This is a genomic window from Pseudomonas sp. IB20, from assembly GCF_009707325.1.
Lineage (GTDB): Bacteria > Pseudomonadota > Gammaproteobacteria > Pseudomonadales > Pseudomonadaceae > Aquipseudomonas.
Genome location: NZ_CP046103.1, coordinates 3468693 through 3488213, shown reverse-complemented (window position 1 = coordinate 3488213; position 19521 = coordinate 3468693). Strand labels below are relative to the sequence as shown.

The 19521-nt window shown below is 60.1% G+C and carries 22 protein-coding genes and 2 pseudogenes; 12 read left to right on the top strand and 12 right to left on the bottom strand.

What is annotated here, in order from left to right; all coding sequences use genetic code 11:
- The first annotated feature begins 74 nt into the window (after positions 1-74).
- Positions 75-428, top strand: a complete 354-nt coding sequence (gene uraH, locus GJU48_RS16195) for a hydroxyisourate hydrolase (protein ID WP_094951455.1) — start codon at positions 75-77, stop codon at positions 426-428.
- A 461-nt stretch (positions 429-889) separates the two neighbouring features.
- Here the strand turns inward: uraH and GJU48_RS16190 are convergent, their stop codons facing one another.
- The 3 genes and pseudogenes from GJU48_RS16190 to GJU48_RS16180 all read right to left on the bottom strand — a co-directional run.
- The gene (locus GJU48_RS16190) at positions 890-1525 is read right to left on the bottom strand and encodes a LysE family translocator (protein ID WP_094951453.1); all 636 of its coding nucleotides are present in this window, start codon (positions 1523-1525) and stop codon (positions 890-892) included.
- Between the two features lie 67 nt (positions 1526-1592).
- Positions 1593-2954 (bottom strand): NCS2 family permease, encoded by a 1362-nt coding sequence (locus GJU48_RS16185; protein WP_094951452.1) that lies wholly within the window; start codon positions 2952-2954, stop codon positions 1593-1595.
- 197 nt (positions 2955-3151) lie between these two features.
- Positions 3152-3559: pseudogene (locus GJU48_RS16180) on the bottom strand (MarR family winged helix-turn-helix transcriptional regulator); the annotation flags it as partial.
- 81 nt (positions 3560-3640) lie between these two features.
- Here GJU48_RS16180 and GJU48_RS16175 point away from each other — a divergent pair.
- On the top strand, positions 3641-4807 hold the full coding sequence (locus GJU48_RS16175) for an aminotransferase-like domain-containing protein (protein WP_094951450.1): 1167 nt from the start codon (positions 3641-3643) through the stop codon (positions 4805-4807).
- Positions 4808-4817: 10 nt separating this feature from the next.
- The gene (locus GJU48_RS16170; RefSeq protein ID WP_094951449.1) at positions 4818-5420 is read left to right on the top strand and encodes a glutathione S-transferase family protein; all 603 of its coding nucleotides are present in this window, start codon (positions 4818-4820) and stop codon (positions 5418-5420) included.
- Positions 5421-5718: 298 nt separating this feature from the next.
- Here the strand turns inward: GJU48_RS16170 and GJU48_RS16165 are convergent, their stop codons facing one another.
- From GJU48_RS16165 to GJU48_RS16140, 6 genes and pseudogenes are all read right to left on the bottom strand, one after another.
- Positions 5719-6090: a glutathione S-transferase N-terminal domain-containing protein gene (locus tag GJU48_RS16165; protein ID WP_094951448.1), complete on the bottom strand. Its 372-nt coding sequence runs from the start codon at positions 6088-6090 to the stop codon at positions 5719-5721.
- 102 nt (positions 6091-6192) lie between these two features.
- On the bottom strand, positions 6193-6738 hold the full coding sequence (gene folE / locus GJU48_RS16160) for a GTP cyclohydrolase I FolE (protein ID WP_024076633.1): 546 nt from the start codon (positions 6736-6738) through the stop codon (positions 6193-6195).
- An 86-nt stretch (positions 6739-6824) separates the two neighbouring features.
- Positions 6825-6926: pseudogene (locus GJU48_RS16155) on the bottom strand (GTP cyclohydrolase I FolE); the annotation flags it as partial.
- 78 nt (positions 6927-7004) lie between these two features.
- Positions 7005-7562, bottom strand: coding sequence for a Smr/MutS family protein (locus GJU48_RS16150; RefSeq protein WP_083357563.1), 558 nt, complete (start codon positions 7560-7562; stop codon positions 7005-7007).
- A gap of 75 nt (positions 7563-7637) precedes the next feature.
- On the bottom strand, positions 7638-7958 hold the full coding sequence (locus GJU48_RS16145) for a hypothetical protein (protein WP_094951447.1): 321 nt from the start codon (positions 7956-7958) through the stop codon (positions 7638-7640).
- Between the two features lie 142 nt (positions 7959-8100).
- Positions 8101-8691, bottom strand: a complete 591-nt coding sequence (locus GJU48_RS16140; protein WP_094951446.1) for a cysteine hydrolase family protein — start codon at positions 8689-8691, stop codon at positions 8101-8103.
- 239 nt (positions 8692-8930) lie between these two features.
- On the opposite strand from GJU48_RS16140, the gene prmB reads away from it, so the two are divergent.
- On the top strand, positions 8931-9839 hold the full coding sequence (gene prmB / locus GJU48_RS16135) for a 50S ribosomal protein L3 N(5)-glutamine methyltransferase (protein WP_094951445.1): 909 nt from the start codon (positions 8931-8933) through the stop codon (positions 9837-9839).
- Between the two features lie 135 nt (positions 9840-9974).
- Here the strand turns inward: prmB and GJU48_RS16130 are convergent, their stop codons facing one another.
- Entirely contained in the window at positions 9975-10781 is an 807-nt protein-coding gene (locus tag GJU48_RS16130; RefSeq protein WP_094951444.1) for a hypothetical protein, read from the bottom strand.
- A 99-nt stretch (positions 10782-10880) separates the two neighbouring features.
- Entirely contained in the window at positions 10881-11567 is a 687-nt protein-coding gene (locus GJU48_RS16125; protein ID WP_256671155.1) for an alpha/beta hydrolase, read from the bottom strand.
- Positions 11568-11984: 417 nt separating this feature from the next.
- Between GJU48_RS16125 and aroC the strand changes: the two genes are divergently transcribed.
- From aroC to GJU48_RS16105, 4 genes are all read left to right on the top strand, one after another.
- Complete coding sequence (gene aroC / locus GJU48_RS16120; protein ID WP_094951442.1) at positions 11985-13076, top strand: chorismate synthase; 1092 nt, start codon at positions 11985-11987, stop codon at positions 13074-13076.
- A gap of 6 nt (positions 13077-13082) precedes the next feature.
- Complete coding sequence (locus GJU48_RS16115; RefSeq protein WP_155296044.1) at positions 13083-14243, top strand: MFS transporter; 1161 nt, start codon at positions 13083-13085, stop codon at positions 14241-14243.
- Positions 14240-14770, top strand: coding sequence for a 1,2-dihydroxy-3-keto-5-methylthiopentene dioxygenase (locus tag GJU48_RS16110; protein WP_094951441.1), 531 nt, complete (start codon positions 14240-14242; stop codon positions 14768-14770). Before GJU48_RS16115 ends, GJU48_RS16110 begins: the two co-directional genes overlap by 4 nt.
- Before the next feature lie 212 nt (positions 14771-14982).
- Complete coding sequence (locus tag GJU48_RS16105; protein ID WP_094951440.1) at positions 14983-15252, top strand: response regulator transcription factor; 270 nt, start codon at positions 14983-14985, stop codon at positions 15250-15252.
- 79 nt (positions 15253-15331) lie between these two features.
- Here the strand turns inward: GJU48_RS16105 and GJU48_RS16100 are convergent, their stop codons facing one another.
- Positions 15332-15610 (bottom strand): DUF3509 domain-containing protein, encoded by a 279-nt coding sequence (locus tag GJU48_RS16100; RefSeq protein WP_048721059.1) that lies wholly within the window; start codon positions 15608-15610, stop codon positions 15332-15334.
- A gap of 396 nt (positions 15611-16006) precedes the next feature.
- On the opposite strand from GJU48_RS16100, the gene GJU48_RS16095 reads away from it, so the two are divergent.
- From GJU48_RS16095 to GJU48_RS16080, 4 genes are all read left to right on the top strand, one after another.
- Positions 16007-17842: a long-chain-acyl-CoA synthetase gene (locus GJU48_RS16095; RefSeq protein WP_155296043.1), complete on the top strand. Its 1836-nt coding sequence runs from the start codon at positions 16007-16009 to the stop codon at positions 17840-17842.
- 85 nt (positions 17843-17927) lie between these two features.
- Positions 17928-18443, top strand: coding sequence for an ankyrin repeat domain-containing protein (locus GJU48_RS16090; RefSeq protein WP_094951437.1), 516 nt, complete (start codon positions 17928-17930; stop codon positions 18441-18443).
- Between the two features lie 41 nt (positions 18444-18484).
- Positions 18485-19015: a hypothetical protein gene (locus GJU48_RS16085; protein ID WP_094951436.1), complete on the top strand. Its 531-nt coding sequence runs from the start codon at positions 18485-18487 to the stop codon at positions 19013-19015.
- Between the two features lie 68 nt (positions 19016-19083).
- Entirely contained in the window at positions 19084-19275 is a 192-nt protein-coding gene (locus GJU48_RS16080) for a PLDc N-terminal domain-containing protein (RefSeq protein WP_094951435.1), read from the top strand.
- Positions 19276-19521: the final 246 nt, after the last annotated feature.

Genomic DNA, 19521 nt, shown 5'->3' with positions numbered 1-19521 from the left:
CCATCGCCGACTTTTTGATGCCCTGAAAAAGTGCGGTCTTCTTATTTACTGACTTCGGGAGGCGCGCAGACGCCATGGGACGCTTGACCACACACGTTTTGGACGCCGCACACGGCTGCCCCGGCAGCGCAATCACGGTTGAGCTGTACCGCGTCGAAGGCGCGCAGCTGGAGCTGGTTGCCAGCGCCATCACTAACAGCGACGGCCGTTGCGATGCGCCGCTGCTGCAAGGCGATGACTACCGCAGCGGCGTGTACCAACTGCAATTCAGCGCCGGCGACTACTACCGTGCGCGGGGGGTGCAGTTGCCTGCACCTGCGTTCCTCGACGTGGTGGTGCTGCGCTTCGGCATCAGTGCCGAACAGGATCACTACCATGTACCGCTGCTGATTTCGCCTTACAGCTACTCCACCTATCGCGGTAGCTGAGCGTCACCTCGCTTCATACCCCCAAAGCTCTTCGTTGGTTTTTCGCCCGCCCACACTGCGGGCTTTTTTTTGGCGCGCGGTTGGGCCGCGCAGGGTTCTACTATGTAACGCACCCTTGTGAGGCGAGGTACTTAGGCTGGGCTTTTGCGCACGGAACAGTCCGCCATGAGTACAGACAGCAGCTCTTTTGCCCCACTGGCCAGTGACACACGCTGGGCCGACACGCTGGATTTCGCTGACCCGCAAACCTCCCAGGTGCGGCGTGAGGAAGCGACGCTCCAGGGTGGCGCCAGAGCTTTCCGATCCATGGTTTCGAAACCGTATCAGCTCAAGCGTGCCATTCTCAGCGGAGTTTGCCGCCATCGAAATCGCCATGGACGAAAACCGCCTGGTCAGGCTGGTGGCGGGTATTCAATGGCCGGTACGTTTTGCCGAGCCGGCCACTGTGTATTTTGTCAAAGTTATGCCGGCAAGCTTTTGAGTAGCGCCGCCGTCGCCGCGCCGCCAAACAGCAGGGCACTGACCCGGTTGAACCAGCTCTGGCCCGTGCCGCTGCGCAAATACCGCGCAGCACCGTGAGCGCCGAGGCCGTACGCCAGCTTGCACAGCAGGTCGAGCACGGTCCAAGTGGCGATCATGATCAGCAATTGCGGCAGGAAGGCTTGCTCAGCGCTGAGAAACTGCGGCAGGAAGGCGGCGAAAAACAGGATGTCTTTGGGGTTGCTGGCGCCCAGCACAAAGGCCCGGCCAAACAGTGTGCGAAAGCGCGGGGTGGCTGCCATGTGCGGCACGTCGGCGCGATGGGCCGGTTGCCGCGATTGCTGAAAGCTTTGCCACGCCAGATAAAACAGGTACAGCGCGCCGACGATTTTCAACGCACTGAACAGCTGTTCCGACGCCAGCAGCAGGGCGCCGAGGCCCAAGGCCGAGGCGCTCAGCAGGCAAATCGAGGCAAACACCCCGCCGAGAAACGCCGGGTACGAACGGCGCAGGCCGTAGTTGAGGCTGTTGCTGATCATCAGCAGCGACAGCGGGCCGGGGATCAGGATCACGATCAATGCAGCACCGCTGAACAGCAGCCAGGTTTCCAGGGTCATTTACAGTCCTCCATTCGTGCAAAAGCCCCACCCGGAGGTGAGGCGGTTTTCGGCCGTTTCCTGCGAACTACAGGAAGATGAATTTCGCGATGAAAATCACGCACAGCACCCACAAGCTGATGGAAATCTCACGGTACTTGCCGGTGCCGGCCTTCAGCGCCACGTACGTGATAAAACCCAGGGCGATACCGTCGGCGACCGAGAACGTCAGCGGCATCATGATCGCCGTGACAATCGCCGGAATGCTGTCGGTGGCCTCATCCCAGTTGATATGGGCCATGCTCGCCATCATCAGCATCGCCACGTAAATCAACGCACCGGCGGTGGCATACGCCGGAATCATGCCGGCCAACGGTGCAAAAAACATCGCCGCTACAAACAGCACGCCCACGGTCACGGCGGTCAGCCCGGTGCGCCCGCCAGCAGCAACACCGGCAGCACTTTCCACATAGCTGGTCACTGGCGGCACGCCGACCATGGCACCGAATACACTCGATGCACTGTCAGCCTTCAACGCACGGGACAGGTTATGAATCTTGCCCTCGGCATCGACCAGCCCGGCGCGTTGCGCAACGCCCATCAGTGTACCGGCGGTATCAAACATGTGTACAAACAAAAAGGCAAAAACCACGCTGATCATGCTGACATTGAATACACCTTTTATGTCCATCGCCATCCAGGTTGGCGCCAGGCTGGGTGGGGTGGAGAGAATGCCGTTGTAGTGCACCAGGTCCAGGCCCCAGCCGGCCAGGGTTACGGCGATGATGCTGATGAGGATCGCGCCGAATACGCGGTGGTAGCTGAGGATCGCGATCAGCAAAAAGCACACCGCCGCCAGCAATGGCGCGGGCTCGTGCAGCGAACCGAGTTTGATCAAGGTGGCCGGGCTGTCGACGATGATGCCAGCGGTTTTCAGGCCAATCACCCCGAGGAACAAACCCACACCGGCGCCCATGGCATGGCGCAGGCTCACAGGAATACTGTTGAGCAGCCATTCACGCACGCGTGACAGGGTCAGGCCCATAAACAGCACGCCGGAGATAAACACCGCACCCAACGCCGTTTCCCAGTGGTAGCCCATGGTGCCGACCACGGTGTAGGTAAAAAACGCGTTCAGGCCCATGCCCGGCGCCAGGCCGACCGGCCAGTTGGCGTACAAGCCCATCAACAGGCAGCCCAGCGCAGCGGCGATACAGGTGGCGACAAACGCCGCGCCGTGATCAATGCCGGCGTCGGCCATGATGTTGGGGTTGACGAAAATGATGTAGGCCATGGTGATGAAGGTGGTGAGGCCGGCAATCAGCTCGGTCTTCACTGTGGTGCCATGTGCGCTCAGTTTGAACAGGCGTTCCAGCCAGCCATGCTTTGCGGGGGTGAGGCTGGGCGGGGAGAGGTCCAGCGTCGGGGCTTCGGATTTTCGGCTTTCCACAGCAAGTACTCCTCAAGAGTTTTATTGTTATTTCCAGCGCCGGTCACAAAAGTGGGCAACAGCGCTTTGAGGTACTGGCGGGCTTTGTTGACCAATAGGTCAGGAACTCGCACGAAGCGAATTATGCTTTTGTATACAAATAAAGCAAATAATGTTTTCGATTGTTTGTGCGAAAGTGGATGAAAGGCTAGCGGGGTCACCGCCAACCATCCCGCCACCGCTGCTTCACCGGCTTCGTTGAAGGCACGTTGCAGCAGTTTCACCTGCTCGCGGCGCAGCGACTGCTCGAAACGCTGGCCTTCTTCGCTCAGCTCCAGCAGGCGTTTGCGCTTGTCGGTCTCGGCCGCGACGCTGTTGACCAAGTGCATTTCCTGCAATTGGCGCAGCGGGATGTTCAGCGCCTGCTTGCTCACGCCGAGCAATTCCAGCAGTTGCTTCACGCTCAAGGCCGGGTAACGCGCGATAAAAAATACGATGCGCTGGTGCACGCGGCTCAGGCCACGGCGCTCAAGCATTTCGTCGGCCTTGGCGGTGAAGGCCTGGTAGCCGAAGAAGAAGGCTTCCATCGCCTGTTGCTGGCTGTTCTGGTTTTTAAGGTCAAGCATATTGACGTATCTACTCAAGCCGTCGTAATTTCGGTCAAGTAGTTTGACGTATTTCCCACGTGCTTTGCCACCGGTGACCTTATGGCCTTCTCTGAACGTGTTACGCGCCTCAAAAGCTCCTTGATTCGTGAAATCCTCGCCGCGGCCCAGCGCCCGCAGGTGATGTCGTTCGCCGGTGGCCTGCCGGCCGAAGCCATGCTGCCCACATTGAACTGGGACGGCATGCCGCTCAACATTGGCCAATACGGCATGAGCGAAGGCGAACCACAGTTGCGCGAACTGCTCGCCGACCAAGCACGCGCGTTGGGCGTGGCGTGCCAGGCCAGCCAGGTGCTGGTGGTCAGCGGTTCTCAGCAAACCCTGGACCTGGCGGCCAAGCTGTACATCGACAAGGGCACCCCAGTCCTGCTGGAAGGCCCGACTTACCTGGCGGCCTTGCAGATCTTCCAACTGTTCGGCGCCGAGTGCCTGACCGTGCCACTGGAAGCCGATGGCCCGGACCTGGCCACCCTGCGCGCCAGCCTCGAACGCCATCGCCCGGCGTTCATCTACCTGATCCCGACCTTCCAGAACCCCTCGGCCGTGCGCTACAGCGAGGCCAAGCGCGCAGCCGTCGCGGCCTTGCTCGACGAGTTCGGCGTGACCCTGATCGAAGACGAACCCTACCGCGAGATGACCTTCGACGGCGCCAGTGCGCAGCCCATCGCTGGCCGCCTGAAGAAGGCCAGCTGGATCTACACCGGCACCGTCTCCAAGACCTTGCTGCCCGGCCTGCGCGTCGGCTACCTGATCGCCAGCCCGGATTTATTCCCGCATTTGCTCAAACTCAAGCAATCGGCCGACCTGCACACCAACCGCGTTGGCCAGTGGCAGGCGATGCAGTGGATCGGCAGCGAAAAATACCAACAGCACCTGGCTGAACTGCGCAGCTTTTACCGCGAGCGGCGTGATGCATTCCAGGCCGCGCTGCAGCGCCATTTCGGTGATTTGGCCGACTGGCAAACACCTCAAGGCGGATTATTCTTCTGGCTGACCTTGAAACAGCCGCTCGATACCCGCACCTTGTTGGCGCAAGCATTAGATCAGGACGTTGCGTTCATGCCCGGTGAGCCGTTCTTTTCCGAGCCTGACCAGCACCATGGCTCGTTGCGCCTCAATTTCAGCCATATCGACCCGGCCCGTTTGGACGAAGGTCTCAAGCGCCTGGCCGCGGTGGTTCGGCAAGCACAGCACGCGCAAGCGGCATAAGGGGAGCCCCATGTACAAGGTTTATGGCGATTACAAGTCGGGCAACTGCTACAAGGTCAAATTGATGCTCAGCCTGCTGGGCATCCCGTATCAATGGATCGATGTCGACATCCTCAAGGGCGACACCCAGACTGCCGAATTCCTGGCCAAGAACCCCAACGGCAAGATCCCGGTACTGGAACTCGAAGACGGCACCTGCCTGTGGGAATCCAATGCGATCCTCAACTTCCTCGCCGATGGCAGCGAGTTCCTGCCGTCCGAACCACGCCTGCGTACCCAGGTGCTGCAGTGGCAGTTTTTCGAGCAGTACAGCCACGAGCCTTACATCGCAGTGGCGCGGTTTATTCAGTTTTACCTGAACATGCCGCAAGACCGTTTGGAGGAATACAAAACCACCCATAAAGGCGGCTACAAGGCCTTGAAGGTCATGGAGCGTCAGCTGCAAGCCACGCCCTACCTGGTGGGCGAGCAATATTCAATTGCCGACATCGCGCTGTATGCCTACACCCATGTGGCCCATGAAGGTGGTTTTGACCTGACGCCTTACCCAGCGGTGCAGGCGTGGCTTAAGCGCGTGGCTAGCCATCCTAAGCATGTACTGATGCTGGATTAAACACAGGTTCATATGTAGGCGCTGGCTTGCCTGCGATGCAGGCAACTCGGTTGCTCAGGTACTGCGCGCTGATGCTATCGCAGGCAAGCCAGCGCCCACACCGGTTAACCAGTGTTTGTCAGACCGCAGCAAACTAAGCGCGTGGCTAGCCATCCTAAGCATGTACTGATGCTGGATTAAACACAGGTTCATATGTAGGCGCTGGCTTGCCTGCGATGCAGGCAACTCGGTTGCTCAGGTACTGCGCGCTGATGCTATCGCAGGCAAGCCAGCGCCCACACCGGTTAACCAGTGTTTGTCAGACCGCAGCAAACCGCTTGTCCAGGTAATCAATGATCACCTTGGAGTCATACATCCAGGTCGTCTGGCCATTCTCTTCGATGCGCAGGCACGGCACTTTGATCTTGCCTCCTTGCTCCAGCAGGGTCTGGCGGTCTTGCGCGTTGTTCTTCGCATCCTTCAATGCCACCGGCACATTCAGACGGTGCAGCGTACGACGGGTCTTCACGCAAAACGGGCAGGCATGAAACTGATACAGCGTCAGGTCCTTGGCCGCAGCGTTCACCTGCGCCTGTTGTTCGGCGGGGCGCTGCTTTTTGCGTGGGCGGGTAATGAAGTCGCCCGCGATGATGACGTGGCCGAGGCCCACTCGAAGTGCTTTGACGAACATGGCTGAAAACCTCTTGCCCATGAAGAAGGGGCCGCAGCTTACCTGATTTCTGCAGGCGAAAAAAAACCGGCGATGAACGCCGGCCTTTTCCTACGCAGCCTGTTACTTGATCAGGCTGAGGAATTCGCTGCGGGTGGCCGCGTTTTCGCGGAACTCACCCAGCATCACCGAAGTGATCATCGACGAATTCTGTTTTTCCACACCGCGCATCATCATGCACATGTGCTTGGCTTCGATCACCACCGCAACGCCCAGTGCACCGGTCACCTGCTGGACCGCGTCGGCGATCTGGCGGCTGAGGTTTTCCTGGATCTGCAGGCGACGCGCATACATGTCGACGATCCGCGCGACCTTGGACAGGCCCAGCACTTTGCCGCTCGGGATATACGCGACGTGAGCCTTGCCGATAAACGGCAGCAGGTGGTGTTCGCACAGCGAGTACAGCTCGATGTCCTTCACCAGCACCATTTCGCTGTTGTCGGAGCTGAACAAGGCACCGTTGGTGACTTCTTCGAGTGTCTGTTCATAGCCGCGGCAAAGGTACTGCATCGCCTTGGCGGCACGCTTTGGCGTGTCGAGCAGGCCCTCGCGGGAGACGTCCTCGCCGAGCTGGCCGAGGATCTCTGTGTAATTCTGTTCCAGGGACATGAAACTACCTGTGGGATTTTCGCAAAGCGCAAGGTTACGGTGGCGGACACATCGCTGCAAGCCTGACGATGGCACTTGTTACTCGTCATCGCCTTGGCGGCACGCTTTGGCGTGTCGAGCAGGCCCTCGCGGGAGACGTCCTCGCCGAGCTGGCCGAGGATCTCTGTGTAATTCTGTTCCAGGGACATGAAACTACCTGTGGGATTTTCGCAAAGCGCAAGGTTACGGTGGCGGACACATCGCTGCAAGCCTGACGATGGCACTTGTTACTCGTCGCGCCCCTCCATCATGGTGCGCTTGAGCATCACATACACCGCGCCCGCGCCGCCGTGGCGGGCCTGGCATGAGGTAAAGCCGAGCACCTGGGCATGCTGGCGCAGCCAGGTGTTGACGTGGCTCTTGATCATCGGCCGCTTGCCATCCAACCGCACGGCCTTGCCATGGGTGACGCGTACGCAGCGGATTTCGAATTTGGTCGCTTCGGCCAGGAAGGCCCAGAGGGTTTCGCGGGCTTTTTCCACGTTCATGCCGTGCAGGTCAAGGCTGCCTTCGAATGGGATCTGGCCGACCTTGAGCTTGCGCATCTGGCTTTCCTGCACGCCGTCGCGGGCCCACATCAGCTCGTCTTCGGGGCCTACATCGATCACGAACTGGTCTGACAGGCCATCCACGGTGGTGGCATCGGTGCGCACGGTCGCGGCCTGGCGCAGCTTGGCAATCTGCGCCCGGTCGGTCTTGGGTTTGCCGGTGTCGGCGCGGTCGTGCTTGATCGGCTTGACGCCGCGCAGCTCGTTTTTGAACAGGGAAAAATCGTCGTCTTGCATGTCAGCCTCCGCGAAGGGCGGGCAGTTTACCTAAATCGCGGCGGCCAGGGCGCAGGAAACGCTATCCAAGCGCCATCAGTCGTGCTTTTTCATCAGGTGCGACGCAATGTTCAGCGACAACGGCTGGCGCATCCGTCGACGGCTGCGACGCCATAACCACACGCCAAACCAGAGCACCAACAGCCCGATCCCTAACAGGATAGCCGAGCCGCCCGGGCTGGCATTCAGTTCGCCGAGCGCCGGCGAATGACCAAACAAACCGGCGCCACCGGCACCTGCCAGCAGCACACCAACAATGGCCAGCAGCGCGGCAAAGCCGGCTACCAGGCGCAGACGCCAATTGCTCGGGCCCTTGGGGCGCAAGCGACGAGCATCAAAACCATCGGATATCTTCATTCCGACCTTTCCTCCAGGGTATCGGCCCTTCGACCGGAAGATACACAGGTTGTTCCTGTGCCTGAGGCAATTGCAGAAAATGAAAAGCTTTTGCAGATGAGCGGGGCAATAAACATTGCCGCGCCGCTCATCAGAAGGACGATCAGATCAGATCTTTGGTCAACGCGAGGGTCGCGAAGTTATCGGCCATGATGGCCATTTCGGTCTGCTGTACGTGTTCAGCACTCAGGATGCCGCCTTTGTAAGGCAGGTCGCGCGTGGCGCAGGCGTCTTCCACCAGGGTGCAGCGAAAGCCCAGGTTCTTGGCAGCGCGCACGGTGGTACTGACGCTGGAGTGGCTCATGAAGCCGCTGACGATCAGGTCCAGGGAGCCAAGGTCTTGCAGGTGTTTTTCAAGGCCGGTGCCGTGGAACGCGCTGGGCAGCAGCTTGCCGATGATGGTTTCATCGCCCAGGGGTTCCAGGCCGGGAATGAATTCGCCACGCTCGCCCTGCGGGTCAAACAGACCGCCGACGGTGCCGAGGTGGCGCACATGCACGATGGGCCGCCCAGCGTTGCGCGCTGCCGCGACCAGTTGCTTGATGTTGTCGACCGCCGCGTCCATGCCTGAGAGGGCGAGTGGGCCGCTGAGGTATTCCTTCTGGGCGTCGATGATCACGAGGGTCGCATGGTTCAGGTTGGCTGCTGCGTAACCGCGACCGCTGAGTTGAAACATCGTCTTTGGAACGGACATTCTGGGGCTCCTGTGAGGGGGGCTTTTGTGACATTGTCCACTGGCTGAGCGGTTCTGTGAATCGCTACCATCGTAAGGTACGCCGTTGTTGACGTGCAGCCATGTCAAGTGGGCGGCTTGTTTAGCGCAATGATGGCAAATAGGATGAAATCCGACGGATGGTGAAGGGCTTTCGTACATCGTCGGTACAGGCGAAGGCTGTTAGAATCGCCAGTCGTTTTTTCCAGGAGCTTGCCCCCGTGATCACCTCCCGCCTGCGCACACTGCGCGACCACATCCGTTGGGCTGTCAGCCGTTTCCATGGGGAAGACCTGTTTTTCGGCCATGGTACCGACAATGCCTGGGACGAAGCCCGGCAATTGGTACTCGGTGCCTTGCACCTGCCTTGGGAAATTGCCGACAGCTACCTGGACTGCAATCTGGAGGAAGAGGAAATCTCCCACGTGCAGCGCTTGCTGCACCGGCGCATCCACGAGCGCGTGCCTACGGCTTACCTGCTGAAAGAAGCCTGGTTCTGCGGCATGTCGTTTATCGTCGATGAGCGCGTGTTGATCCCGCGTTCGCCGATTGGCGAGCTGATCGAAAACCGCTTCGAACCTTGGCTGGCCCAGCCGCCGGCACGCATCCTCGACCTGTGCACCGGTTCCGGTTGCATCGGCATTGCGTGCGCCTATGAGTTCCAAGACGCCGAAGTGGTGTTGGGCGACTTGTCCTTCGAAGCGTTGGAGGTGGCCAACCAGAACATCGAGCGCCACGGCGTCGACGAGCGCGTCTACACCGTGCAGGGCGACGGCTTCGATGGCCTGCCGGGCCAGCGCTTTGACTTGATCGTGTCCAACCCGCCGTATGTGGATGCTGAAGACTTCGCCGACATGCCGGACGAATACCAGCACGAACCGGAGCTGGGCCTGGCCTGCGGCGATGATGGGCTGAACCTGGTGCGGCGCATGCTGGCCGAGGCGGCGGACCACCTGACCGAGAAGGGCTTGCTGATTGTCGAGGTTGGCAACAGCCAAGTGCACGTCGAGGCGTTGTACCCCGAAGTCGACTTTGCCTGGCTGGAGTTCCAGCGCGGTGGGCATGGCGTGTTCATGTTGACGGCTGAGCAGTGCCGGGAACATCAGGCGGTGTTTGCTGCCAGGGTTTAACCAGAACTCAAAGTAAGCATGCGGTCAGTGTGGGAGCTGGCTTGCCTGCGATGGCGGTCTATCAGTTGCGCGGTCTATCAGTTGCCCGCCATCGCAGGCAAGCCAGCTCCCACATTTTTGATCGCATTGCACCCGCTATCGGTGTGTCGCAATCCAGATCAACAGCCCCGCCTGAAACACCGTAAACGCCACCAGACAGGTGATGGTAAAGCGCAACCCGCTGTCCTCACGCTTGAACTTGGTGACCTTTTCCTCTTCCTTGCGCAGCTTCACTTCCTGCTCGGCCAGGTTCTGCTCAGCCTGTTGCAGCATCTGTGCGGCTTCGAGGATTTCCACGAACTGCACCTTCTCGGTGTTCCAACTGTCCAGCACTGCGCTGACTTTGCCGGGTTGTACATTGCCTTTCAAATGCTGCACATCGGCATACGCCACATCAAAACCCTGGATGCGCAGGAAGTGATCGCGGCGCAGGCGCGTGGCTTCGTTAAGGGCGTCTTTGTTGGCCAGGTCCACGCCGTCGACGCGGTAGTGTGACCACGTCTTTTTCGCCCACGCTGCGCCTTGGGCGACGAGGAAGCGACCGATGCCACGGTTGGCCGGTTCGATTTCCAGGCTGTTGCCCGGGCCGAAGTGCACGCGGTGTTTATCGTGATCGACCCAGATATCCAAGTGGTTCTGCTCGCGCCGTACCCGTTGGCCCGGCAACTGGATGACCATGCGCAACAGGCTCTGGTGTTTATCGTGGCGCTCGGCATAGCCGAACTGCACAAACCGCAACTGCCGCACGCCGGTGGCGCGGTCCGTGGTCAGGGGCGCCAGGCGCAGCATCTTGAAATGTTCGGCTTGCACGTCCGCCCACGGCAGCGCCGCCGCCTCGACGGCCTCGGGTTTTTCGGCCGGGGTGTCGGCGATGGGTTCTGGTGTAGCTTCTGTGGTTGTCATGCGGTGCGATCCTGTCCAAGCCCTGCGAGTCGACAGTCTTTTTACTGTCGACCCTGGGCTTATCGGCCGCTTTCTTGAGGACTGGAGGTAAATAGTCGCTTAACGGGCTTGAAGTCCGTCGATAAAGCGCACGATGCGCTCGCCCAGTTCGGCGGCGAGGGGCAGTTTCGGGTCGTTGTAGGAGGCCAATTGCTGCTGCACATTGTTGGGCACGATGCGCATCACGTGGTTCATGCCTTCGATCACCGTCAAGTGTGCATCGGGCTTGGCGTTTTTCAGTTGCCGGGCATCCGCGACGCCGACCTGGATATCGTTAGTGCCCTGGATGATCAACGCCGGCATGCGCAGTTTGGCGAAAGCGGCTGACGGATCGGCGCGAAACAGGCTGATCAGGTACGGCTGCACGCTGGGTCGGAAAATACCTTCCAGCGGGGCAGGTACATCGGCATCCACCTGGCCGGCCTTGAGGTGGTCGAGGATCTCGTTGCTGCGCAGCAACAGGGCAGGGGGCAGGTGATTGGCCAATTGCTGGCGGATCACTTGGTCCACCGGCCGGGCGCTGCCGGACAGGGAAATAACCCCGGCCGGCTCCAGCTGCGGTGCGGCGAGGGCGGCGACCAGCGCGCCTTCACTATGGCCCAGCACAATCAGCGGGCCCATGCGGTTGTCGGCCTTGAGCAGCTTGCCCCAGGCCACGGCGTCGGCCACGTAGGCGTCCAGCGTGAGGTTGCGTTCGTCGGGCGTGGCCGCCGGCGGCGGCCACGCCGCGCTTGTCGTAGCGCACACTGGCAATGTTGTGCCGGGCAAGTACCCAGGCCAGGCGCTTGAGGCTGTCGTTGCGCGCGCCGTCGGCACTGTTGCCGTTGCGGTCGGTGGGGCCGGAGCCGGCGATGATCAACACCACCGGCACCGGTTTGTCGGATTTGGGCAGTAAAAGTGAGCCAAACAGCTCGCCGCTGCCGGTGTCCAGGCTGATGGGCCGTTGCAGCACGACAGGGGAGGCGGCGAAGCCAAGGCTGGAAAACAGGGTGAGGGTCAAAAGCAGAACTCGCAGCATCATCGCGCCATCATGAGGAAGGTGCCGGTTGGACCAACGTCTACCGGTAAGGTTTCGAGGATGAACTAGTCGGTTAGCCTGCGTATACTGGCTGCCTTAAGTTATTACGGTTGACTTGATTCAACTGATTTCACGGAGCGCCCTGCATGTCCGGCAATACCTTCGGCAAGCTGTTCACTGTCACCACCGCGGGCGAAAGCCATGGCCCGGCGTTGGTCGCCATTGTCGACGGCTGCCCGCCAGGGCTCGAGTTGTCCCTGGACGACCTGCAGCGTGACCTCGACCGCCGCAAGCCCGGCACCAGCCGCCACACGACCCAGCGCCAGGAGCCCGACGAAGTCGAGATCCTCTCCGGCGTGTTCGAAGGTCGCACCACCGGTTGCGCCATCGGCCTGTTGATTCGCAACACCGACCAGAAGTCCAAGGACTACTCGGCGATCAAGGACCTGTTCCGCCCGGCTCACGCCGACTACACCTACCACCACAAATACGGCGAACGCGACTACCGTGGCGGTGGCCGCAGCTCGGCCCGCGAAACCGCCATGCGTGTGGCCGCCGGTGCAATCGCCAAGAAATACCTGGCCACCCAGGGCATCGTGGTCCGTGGCTACATGAGCCAACTGGGCCCGATTGAGATCCCGTTCAAGACCTGGGACAGCGTGGATGACAACGCTTTCTTCAGCCCTGATCCGGACAAAGTGCCGGAACTGGAAGCCTATATGGACCAGTTGCGCCGCGATCAGGACTCTGTGGGCGCGAAGATCACCGTCGTGGCTGAAGGCGTGAAGCCAGGCCTGGGCGAGCCGATCTTCGACCGCCTCGACGCCGAGCTGGCCCACGCGCTGATGAGCATCAACGCGGTGAAGGGCGTGGAAATCGGCGCCGGTTTCGCCTGTGTGTCGCAGCGCGGCACCGAGCACCGTGATGAGCTGACGCCGGAAGGTTTCCTCAGCAACAACGCGGGCGGCATCCTCGGGGGTATTTCCTCCGGCCAACCGATCGTTGCGCACCTGGCCCTCAAGGCCACGTCGAGCATCACCACCCCGGGCCGTTCGATCGATGTGCACGGCAACGCAATGGACGTGATCACCAAGGGCCGCCACGACCCATGCGTCGGCATCCGTGCCACGCCGATTGCCGAGGCGATGATGGCCATCGTGTTGATGGATCATCTGCTGCGCAACCGTGGGCAAAATGCTGATGTGCGCGTGAGTACCCCGGTACTGGGCCAGCTGTGACAGCCTGTGGCGACAGCCTCCCGCTGGCGCCTCTCCAGCTTCTACCTCTTCTACTTCGCCCTGCTCGGGGCGACGGCGCCGTTCCTGGCGCTGTATTTCGATCATTTGGGGTTCTCCAGCGCGCGCATTGGCGAGCTGGTGGCCATCCCCATGCTGATGCGCTGCGTGGCGCCAAACCTGTGGGGCTGGCTCGGCGACTATACCGGTCGGCGGCTGGCCATCGTGCGCTTTGGCGCGGTGTGCACCCTGGCCAGCTTCTCACTGATCTTCGTGAGCAAGACCTACGCCTGGCTGGCCCTGGTGATGGCGCTGCACGCATTCTTCTGGCACGCCGTGTTGCCGCAGTTTGAAGTGATCACCCTGGCTCACCTGCAAAAGCAAACCTCACGCTACAGCCAGATCCGCCTGTGGGGCTCCATCGGGTTCATCCTCACTGTGGTGATCATGGGGCGCCTGTTCGATTGGCTGAGCCTGGACATTTATCCGGTGGTGGTCGTGGTGATCATGGCCGGTATCATCGGCGCCAGCCTGTGGGTGCCCAACGCGCAGCCTGTTACCCACGGCAATCGCCTGGCCGGTGCCGGTTTTCTCAAGCAATTGCGCAGCCCCGGCGTTCTGGCGTTTTATGCCTGCGTGGCGCTGATGCAAATGAGCCACGGCCCGTATTACACCTTCATCACCCTGCACCTGGAACACCTGGGCTACAGCCGTGGCGTGATCGGCATGCTCTGGGCCATCGGGGTGGTGGCGGAGGTGCTGATGTTCCTGGCCATGAGCCGCATCCTCACACGCTTTTCGGTGCGTCGGGTGCTGCTGGCCAGTTTCCTGCTGGCGGCCGTACGCTGGTTGCTGTTGGGCTCATTCGCCGAATTTTTCTGGGTGCTGCTGCTGGCGCAAGTGATGCACGCGGCCACCTTCGGCAGCTTCCACGCGGCGGCGATTGCCTTTGTTCAACGCAGCTTCGATGATCGCCAGCAAGGCCAGGGCCAGGCGCTGTATGCCGCGTTGGCCGGCACCGGTGGCGCGGTGGGCGCGCTGTATGCCGGCTATAGCTGGAACCTGCTGGGCCCGACCCTGACCTTCAGCATCGCCAGCGTCGCGGCGCTGGCCGCCGCCATTATCATTGGCCTTCGATTGCAAGAGCCGAATAAAGGAGACGAGCAATGAGTTATGTCGCTGTTTACCACGTTGCTACACCCGATACCCCGAACAAGGTCCTGACCCACTTCGACGATATCGCCAAGACCCTGGCCGAACACGGCGTACGCTTTGAGCGCTGGCAACCTAGCCCTATCGAGAAGGGCGCCAGCAATGCTGAAATGATCGCTGCATACCAACCGCAGATCGATAGCCTTGGCTACGCGGCTGTGGAGGTGCTCAGCGTGAGCGGCGAGCATCCGCAGAAAGCAGAGCTGCGTGCGCAGTTCCTCGATGAGCGCCGCTACAGCGAAGACGAAGTGCGTTTCTTCATCGCGGGCCAAGGCCTGTTCAGCGTGCACGTGGGCGACTACGTATACGCGGTGCGCTGTGAGAAAAATGACCTGCTGGTGATTCCGGCCGGTATGCCGCATTGGTTCGACATGGGTGAGAATCCACACTTTGTAACCCTGCGTTTGTTCAACACCGCCCAAGGCCGGGTACCTGAGTTTACCGGCGCTGATATTACCGGTGGTTTTCCAGGCCTGGACGACTAAGCACAAGTATTTAACTGTTCAACTCAGGCGGGTTGGAAGTTGTTGTAGGAATAAGCCTAATTTCCTGTAGGGCGTAGCTGTTTATGCTGCGCCTTGTGCTTTCATCCCATTCGTTATGTAACTCTCTCTTTCGTTTTTGATGTTTGCGCCACCTGTCAATAGGAGCAATCCGAATGATGGCAGGGCATCCGCTAATACAAGGAGAGAGATCAATGAGTGGCCCAGAGGAGTCGTGTCGTACGCTGGTTACCGTGCCCGTGGTGGTTAGAAGGCGGCTGAGCTTAGGCGGCAAGCCTCTCACGCCGACTGAGCTGGAAATCCTGCGCTGGGCCTCGGAGGGCAAGACCGTCTGGGAAATCAGCCAGATTCGCGCCACCTCCGAAGCCACGGTCAAATTCCATCTGCGTAACATCTACGGCAAGTTGGAAGTCACCAATCGCGTACAGGCGATGAATGAGGCTACCCGCCAGGGGCTGTGCTGACCGCCATAGGTGCTGACACGCCATAAAAAAAGGGCCGCGACGCTTAATGGCGTCGCGGCCCTTTTTGCACAGCAGTTGCTTAGGCCGAATGGTAAGTCGGCAACGCAAAGCGGTTCTGGCTTTGCAGCATCGAAATTTGCGGCAGGTCGCTGGCTTGTTCGGCCAGGTCGCGGCGGATGGCGCTGATCACCCACGTCAGTTGGTCGGCGGTGTGCAGCTGTTGATACGAAATCGAGCGCTTGACCTGTTTGCCTTCGCTGTTGCGCAGGGTCAACAGGATGCCGCCGTCTGGGCGTGGCTGAGTGGTGACGTCGTATTGGGAGAATACAGAAGCGAATTTATCTTGGATCAGGCTCATGTCTATCAGCTCCGTTGGCTCAAGTTGGCAAGCGTGGAGTGATAGGTGCAGTGATTGTGCCAGTATTCGTATTTGTAAAAAAGCGTTATAAAACAATTACTTAAAAAATATCCTTATTTTCAGTTTCGTGCAAATTGCATGAATGGCCATCGTGCATCCTGCATTTTGCGCTATCGAGGTTGACCGTTTCAGGTCGCCCTTACTGATAATGACTGCCCAGAGGCCGCACAATTCCATTTTTGTGGCGGCGCTGCGTTGGGATACAAAACTTTTCAAATCCTGCGTGTACAGCCAAAGAACGGCAGGCGTATTTTCCTGCAAGGCGCTCGGCCTCCTGGCGACAGGATTGCCGGTGTTCCTGGCTCATACGAAGAATAAGAAAAAGGACGTTCCGCCATGACCCATCCGCAAGACGACATGATCACCTGGGGCAAGATGCTGCGTAAGGTGCCCGCGATTGTTCGAGCCCTGCCACGCGTGGTACGCGGCATGCGCGCCGCGAATGTCACCGACCCCCAGCAACCCTGCGGCCTGGGTTGGCACTTCGAACAGGCCACCCTGCGCAACCCTGACGGCGCGGCGTTGTTGTACGCCGACAGGGTGCTCAGTTACCGCGAAGCCAACCAGTGTGCCAACCGTATTGCCCATCACCTGCACGCGCAGGGCATCGGCAAGGGTGATGTGGTCGCGCTGTTTATCGAAAACCGTCCCGAATTGCTGCTCAACGTATTGGCCGTGGCCAAGCTGGGCGGCATCTGCGCCATGCTCAATACCTCGCAAACCCAGGCGGCGCTGGTGCACAGCCTGAACCTGGTCAGCCCGGTGGCGATTGTGGTGGGTGCGGAGTTGGTGGCTGCCTACGCTGCGGTGCGCGATCAAGTGGCGATCACTGCGCAAAGAACCTGGTTTGTCGCCGACCAGCAGTCAAGCACAGTGCCCGATGGCTATATCGACCTGATGGCCGCCGTTGCCGAATGCCCGGTGGACAACCCCGCCAGCACCGGGCAAATCTTCTTCAACGACCCGTGCTTCTATATCTACACCTCCGGCACCACGGGCTTGCCCAAGGCCGGCATCATGAAGCACGGGCGCTGGACTAAAACCGCCGTGAGCTTCGGCAGCATCGCCCTGGACATGGGCCCCGAAGACATCCTGTATTGCACCTTGCCGCTGTACCACGCCACTGGCCTGTGCGTGTGCTGGGGTTCGGCGATTGTCGGGGCGTCGGGGTTCGCCATCCGGCGTAAATTCAGCGCCAGCCAGTTCTGGGACGATGCGCGCAGATTCAACGCAACCACCCTGGGTTATGTCGGTGAGTTGTGCCGCTACCTGCTCGACCAGCCCGCCAGCGCGCAGGATCTCGATAACCGCGTGACCAAGATGGTCGGTAACGGCCTGCGCCCCGGCGTCTGGGCCCAGTTCAAGCAACGCTATGGCGTTGAACACATCTGCGAACTGTATGCCGCCAGCGACGGCAATATCGGTTTCACCAATGTGTTGAATTTCGACAACACCATCGGCTTCTGCCTGCAGCACTGGGCACTGGTGGACTACTCCCACGAAGCGGGTGAGCCGGTCCGTGGCAGCGACGGTTTCATGCGCAAGGTGCAAACGGGCGGGCAGGGGTTGCTGCTGGCCAGGATCGATGAAAAATCGCCGTTTGACGGCTACACCGACCCGGAAAAGAACCGCAAGGTGGTCCTCAGCGACGTGTTCGAGAAGGGCGACCGCTACTTCAATACCGGCGACTTGTTGCGCAGTATCGGCTTCGGCCATGCGCAATTTGTCGACCGCCTTGGCGACACCTACCGTTGGAAGGGCGAAAACGTCTCCACCACCGAAGTGGAGAATGTGCTGTTGCAACACCCGCAGATCGCCGAAGTGGTGGCCTACGGTGTCGAGATCGAAAACACCAATGGCCGCGCCGGCATGGTCGCCATCACCCCAAGTGAGTCCCTGGCCTCCCTGGATATGCGTGAATTGCTGCAGTTCGCTCACGGCCAACTTCCGCCTTACGCGGTGCCGTTGTTCCTGCGGATCAAGGTGAAGATGGAAACCACCGGCACCTTCAAGTACCAGAAAGTGCGGCTCAAGGAGGAGGCCTTCGACCCGGACAAAGCGGGTAATGACCCGGTGTATGCGTGGCTACCGGGGTCGGACTGCTATGTACCGGTGACCGGCCAATTGTTGGCGCAGCACGCTATTGATTGTGCCTATGGCGGCTTTTGGTAAAAAAGCCATGACAGTGGGGAACTCCATCGCGACACTGGGCGCCTATTCTTTATTCCAGAAGCAGCACTCAGTTAAGGAGCCCCACATGTCAGACCAGCCTAAACAAATGACCGAAGACGAAGCCGCTGAATTTGCCGAGCAAGTCTTCGACGTGGCCCGCAAAGGCGATGCCGCCATGCTCGCCGCACTGCTGGCCAAAGGCTTGCCACCCAACCTGCGCAACCACAATGGCGACACCTTGCTGATGCTCGCGGCCTATCACGGCCACGCTGACGCGGTAAAAGTACTGCTGGAATTCAAGGCTGACCCGCAAATCGCCAACGACAAGAACCAACTGCCAATGGCTGGTGCGGCGTTCAAAGGCAACCTGCCGGTGGTTAAGGCGCTGATCGACGGCGGCGCGCCGGTAGACGCGGCCTCCTCGGACGGCCGTACGGCGTTGATGATGGCGGCGATGTTCAACCGTGTCGACATGGTCGACTACCTGCTCGGCCAAGGCGCCAACCCCAAGGCCACCGATGCCCAGGGCGCGACTGCACTGGCGGCGGCTCAGACCATGGGCGCGGTGGATACGACGGCGCAGTTGCAGAAACTGGTGTAGGCTACGCGCCCTCAAAAACCAGCTCGCCACAGGATCACCCCATGAAAACCGCCCTCGTCGAACTCATCAGCAAAATCAGCGCCGGCGTCATGGGCGAGGACGAAGTGGCGCGCATCGCCGAGGAAGCGGCCCAGGCCTACGCCGACCCTGCAGCCTTTCTGGCAGCCAACCCGGATATCAACTACGACGACAGCTTCCCGATTGCGCTGGGAGAGTGGGTCGTAGTCGGTAGCCTACCGGAGACCGTGCTGTTCCAGGCCGACACCTATGCCGACCTGTTCGCGCAGATCGTCGCGTCGTTTGGCCCGGGCGTAGCGTTCAATCTCAAGCCCAAGCAGTTGGCCAAGACCGAAGACCTCACTGCGCTGAACCGCATCCAGATCCAGATGAGTGCCTTAAGCCCCGAAGATGGCGGTTATGTGCTGCTCAACTTCAGCCAACTGCTGGACGACGAAATCCAGGCGGTGCTGGTCTACGGCAACGACCTGCCGCGTGTGCTGCAACTGTGCGCTGAAGTCGGCATCAAGGCCGAGCCGTCCCTGGAAGCGCTGCGCGTCGCCTTACACGTCTGAAATAAAACGGAACCCCTGCCAGGGCTGACTATCCTACAAGTGCATGCCGCTCACTTAGGAGCGACACCATGGGTTCCACTTTTAATAGCCTGATTGGCCTGATCATCCTGGCGTTGGATATCTGGGCGATCATCAACGTGTTCAAAAGCGGCGCAAGCACGGGTGCCAAAGTGCTGTGGATTCTGCTGATCCTGGTGTTGCCGGTGCTGGGCCTGATCATCTGGGCAATCGCCGGGCCACGGGGCAACGTGCGGATCTGACGCCACCAGCGCTCACTCTTATCCTGAGTGGGCACAGTAAATGTGGGAGTGGGCTTGCCCGCGATAGCGGTTTATCAGCCACAGTTCTGCTGGCTGACATACAGCTATCGCGGGCAAGTCCGCTCCCACATTGGTTTTTAGCGTATTTAAAGTTTTGTGTGTCGAAAGTATTCGCTGCACGAAATTTTCACATCTTTTCCAAGACAATTCTCCGGCTTTATGACGCTGCCACGGCTCTATCTCGAG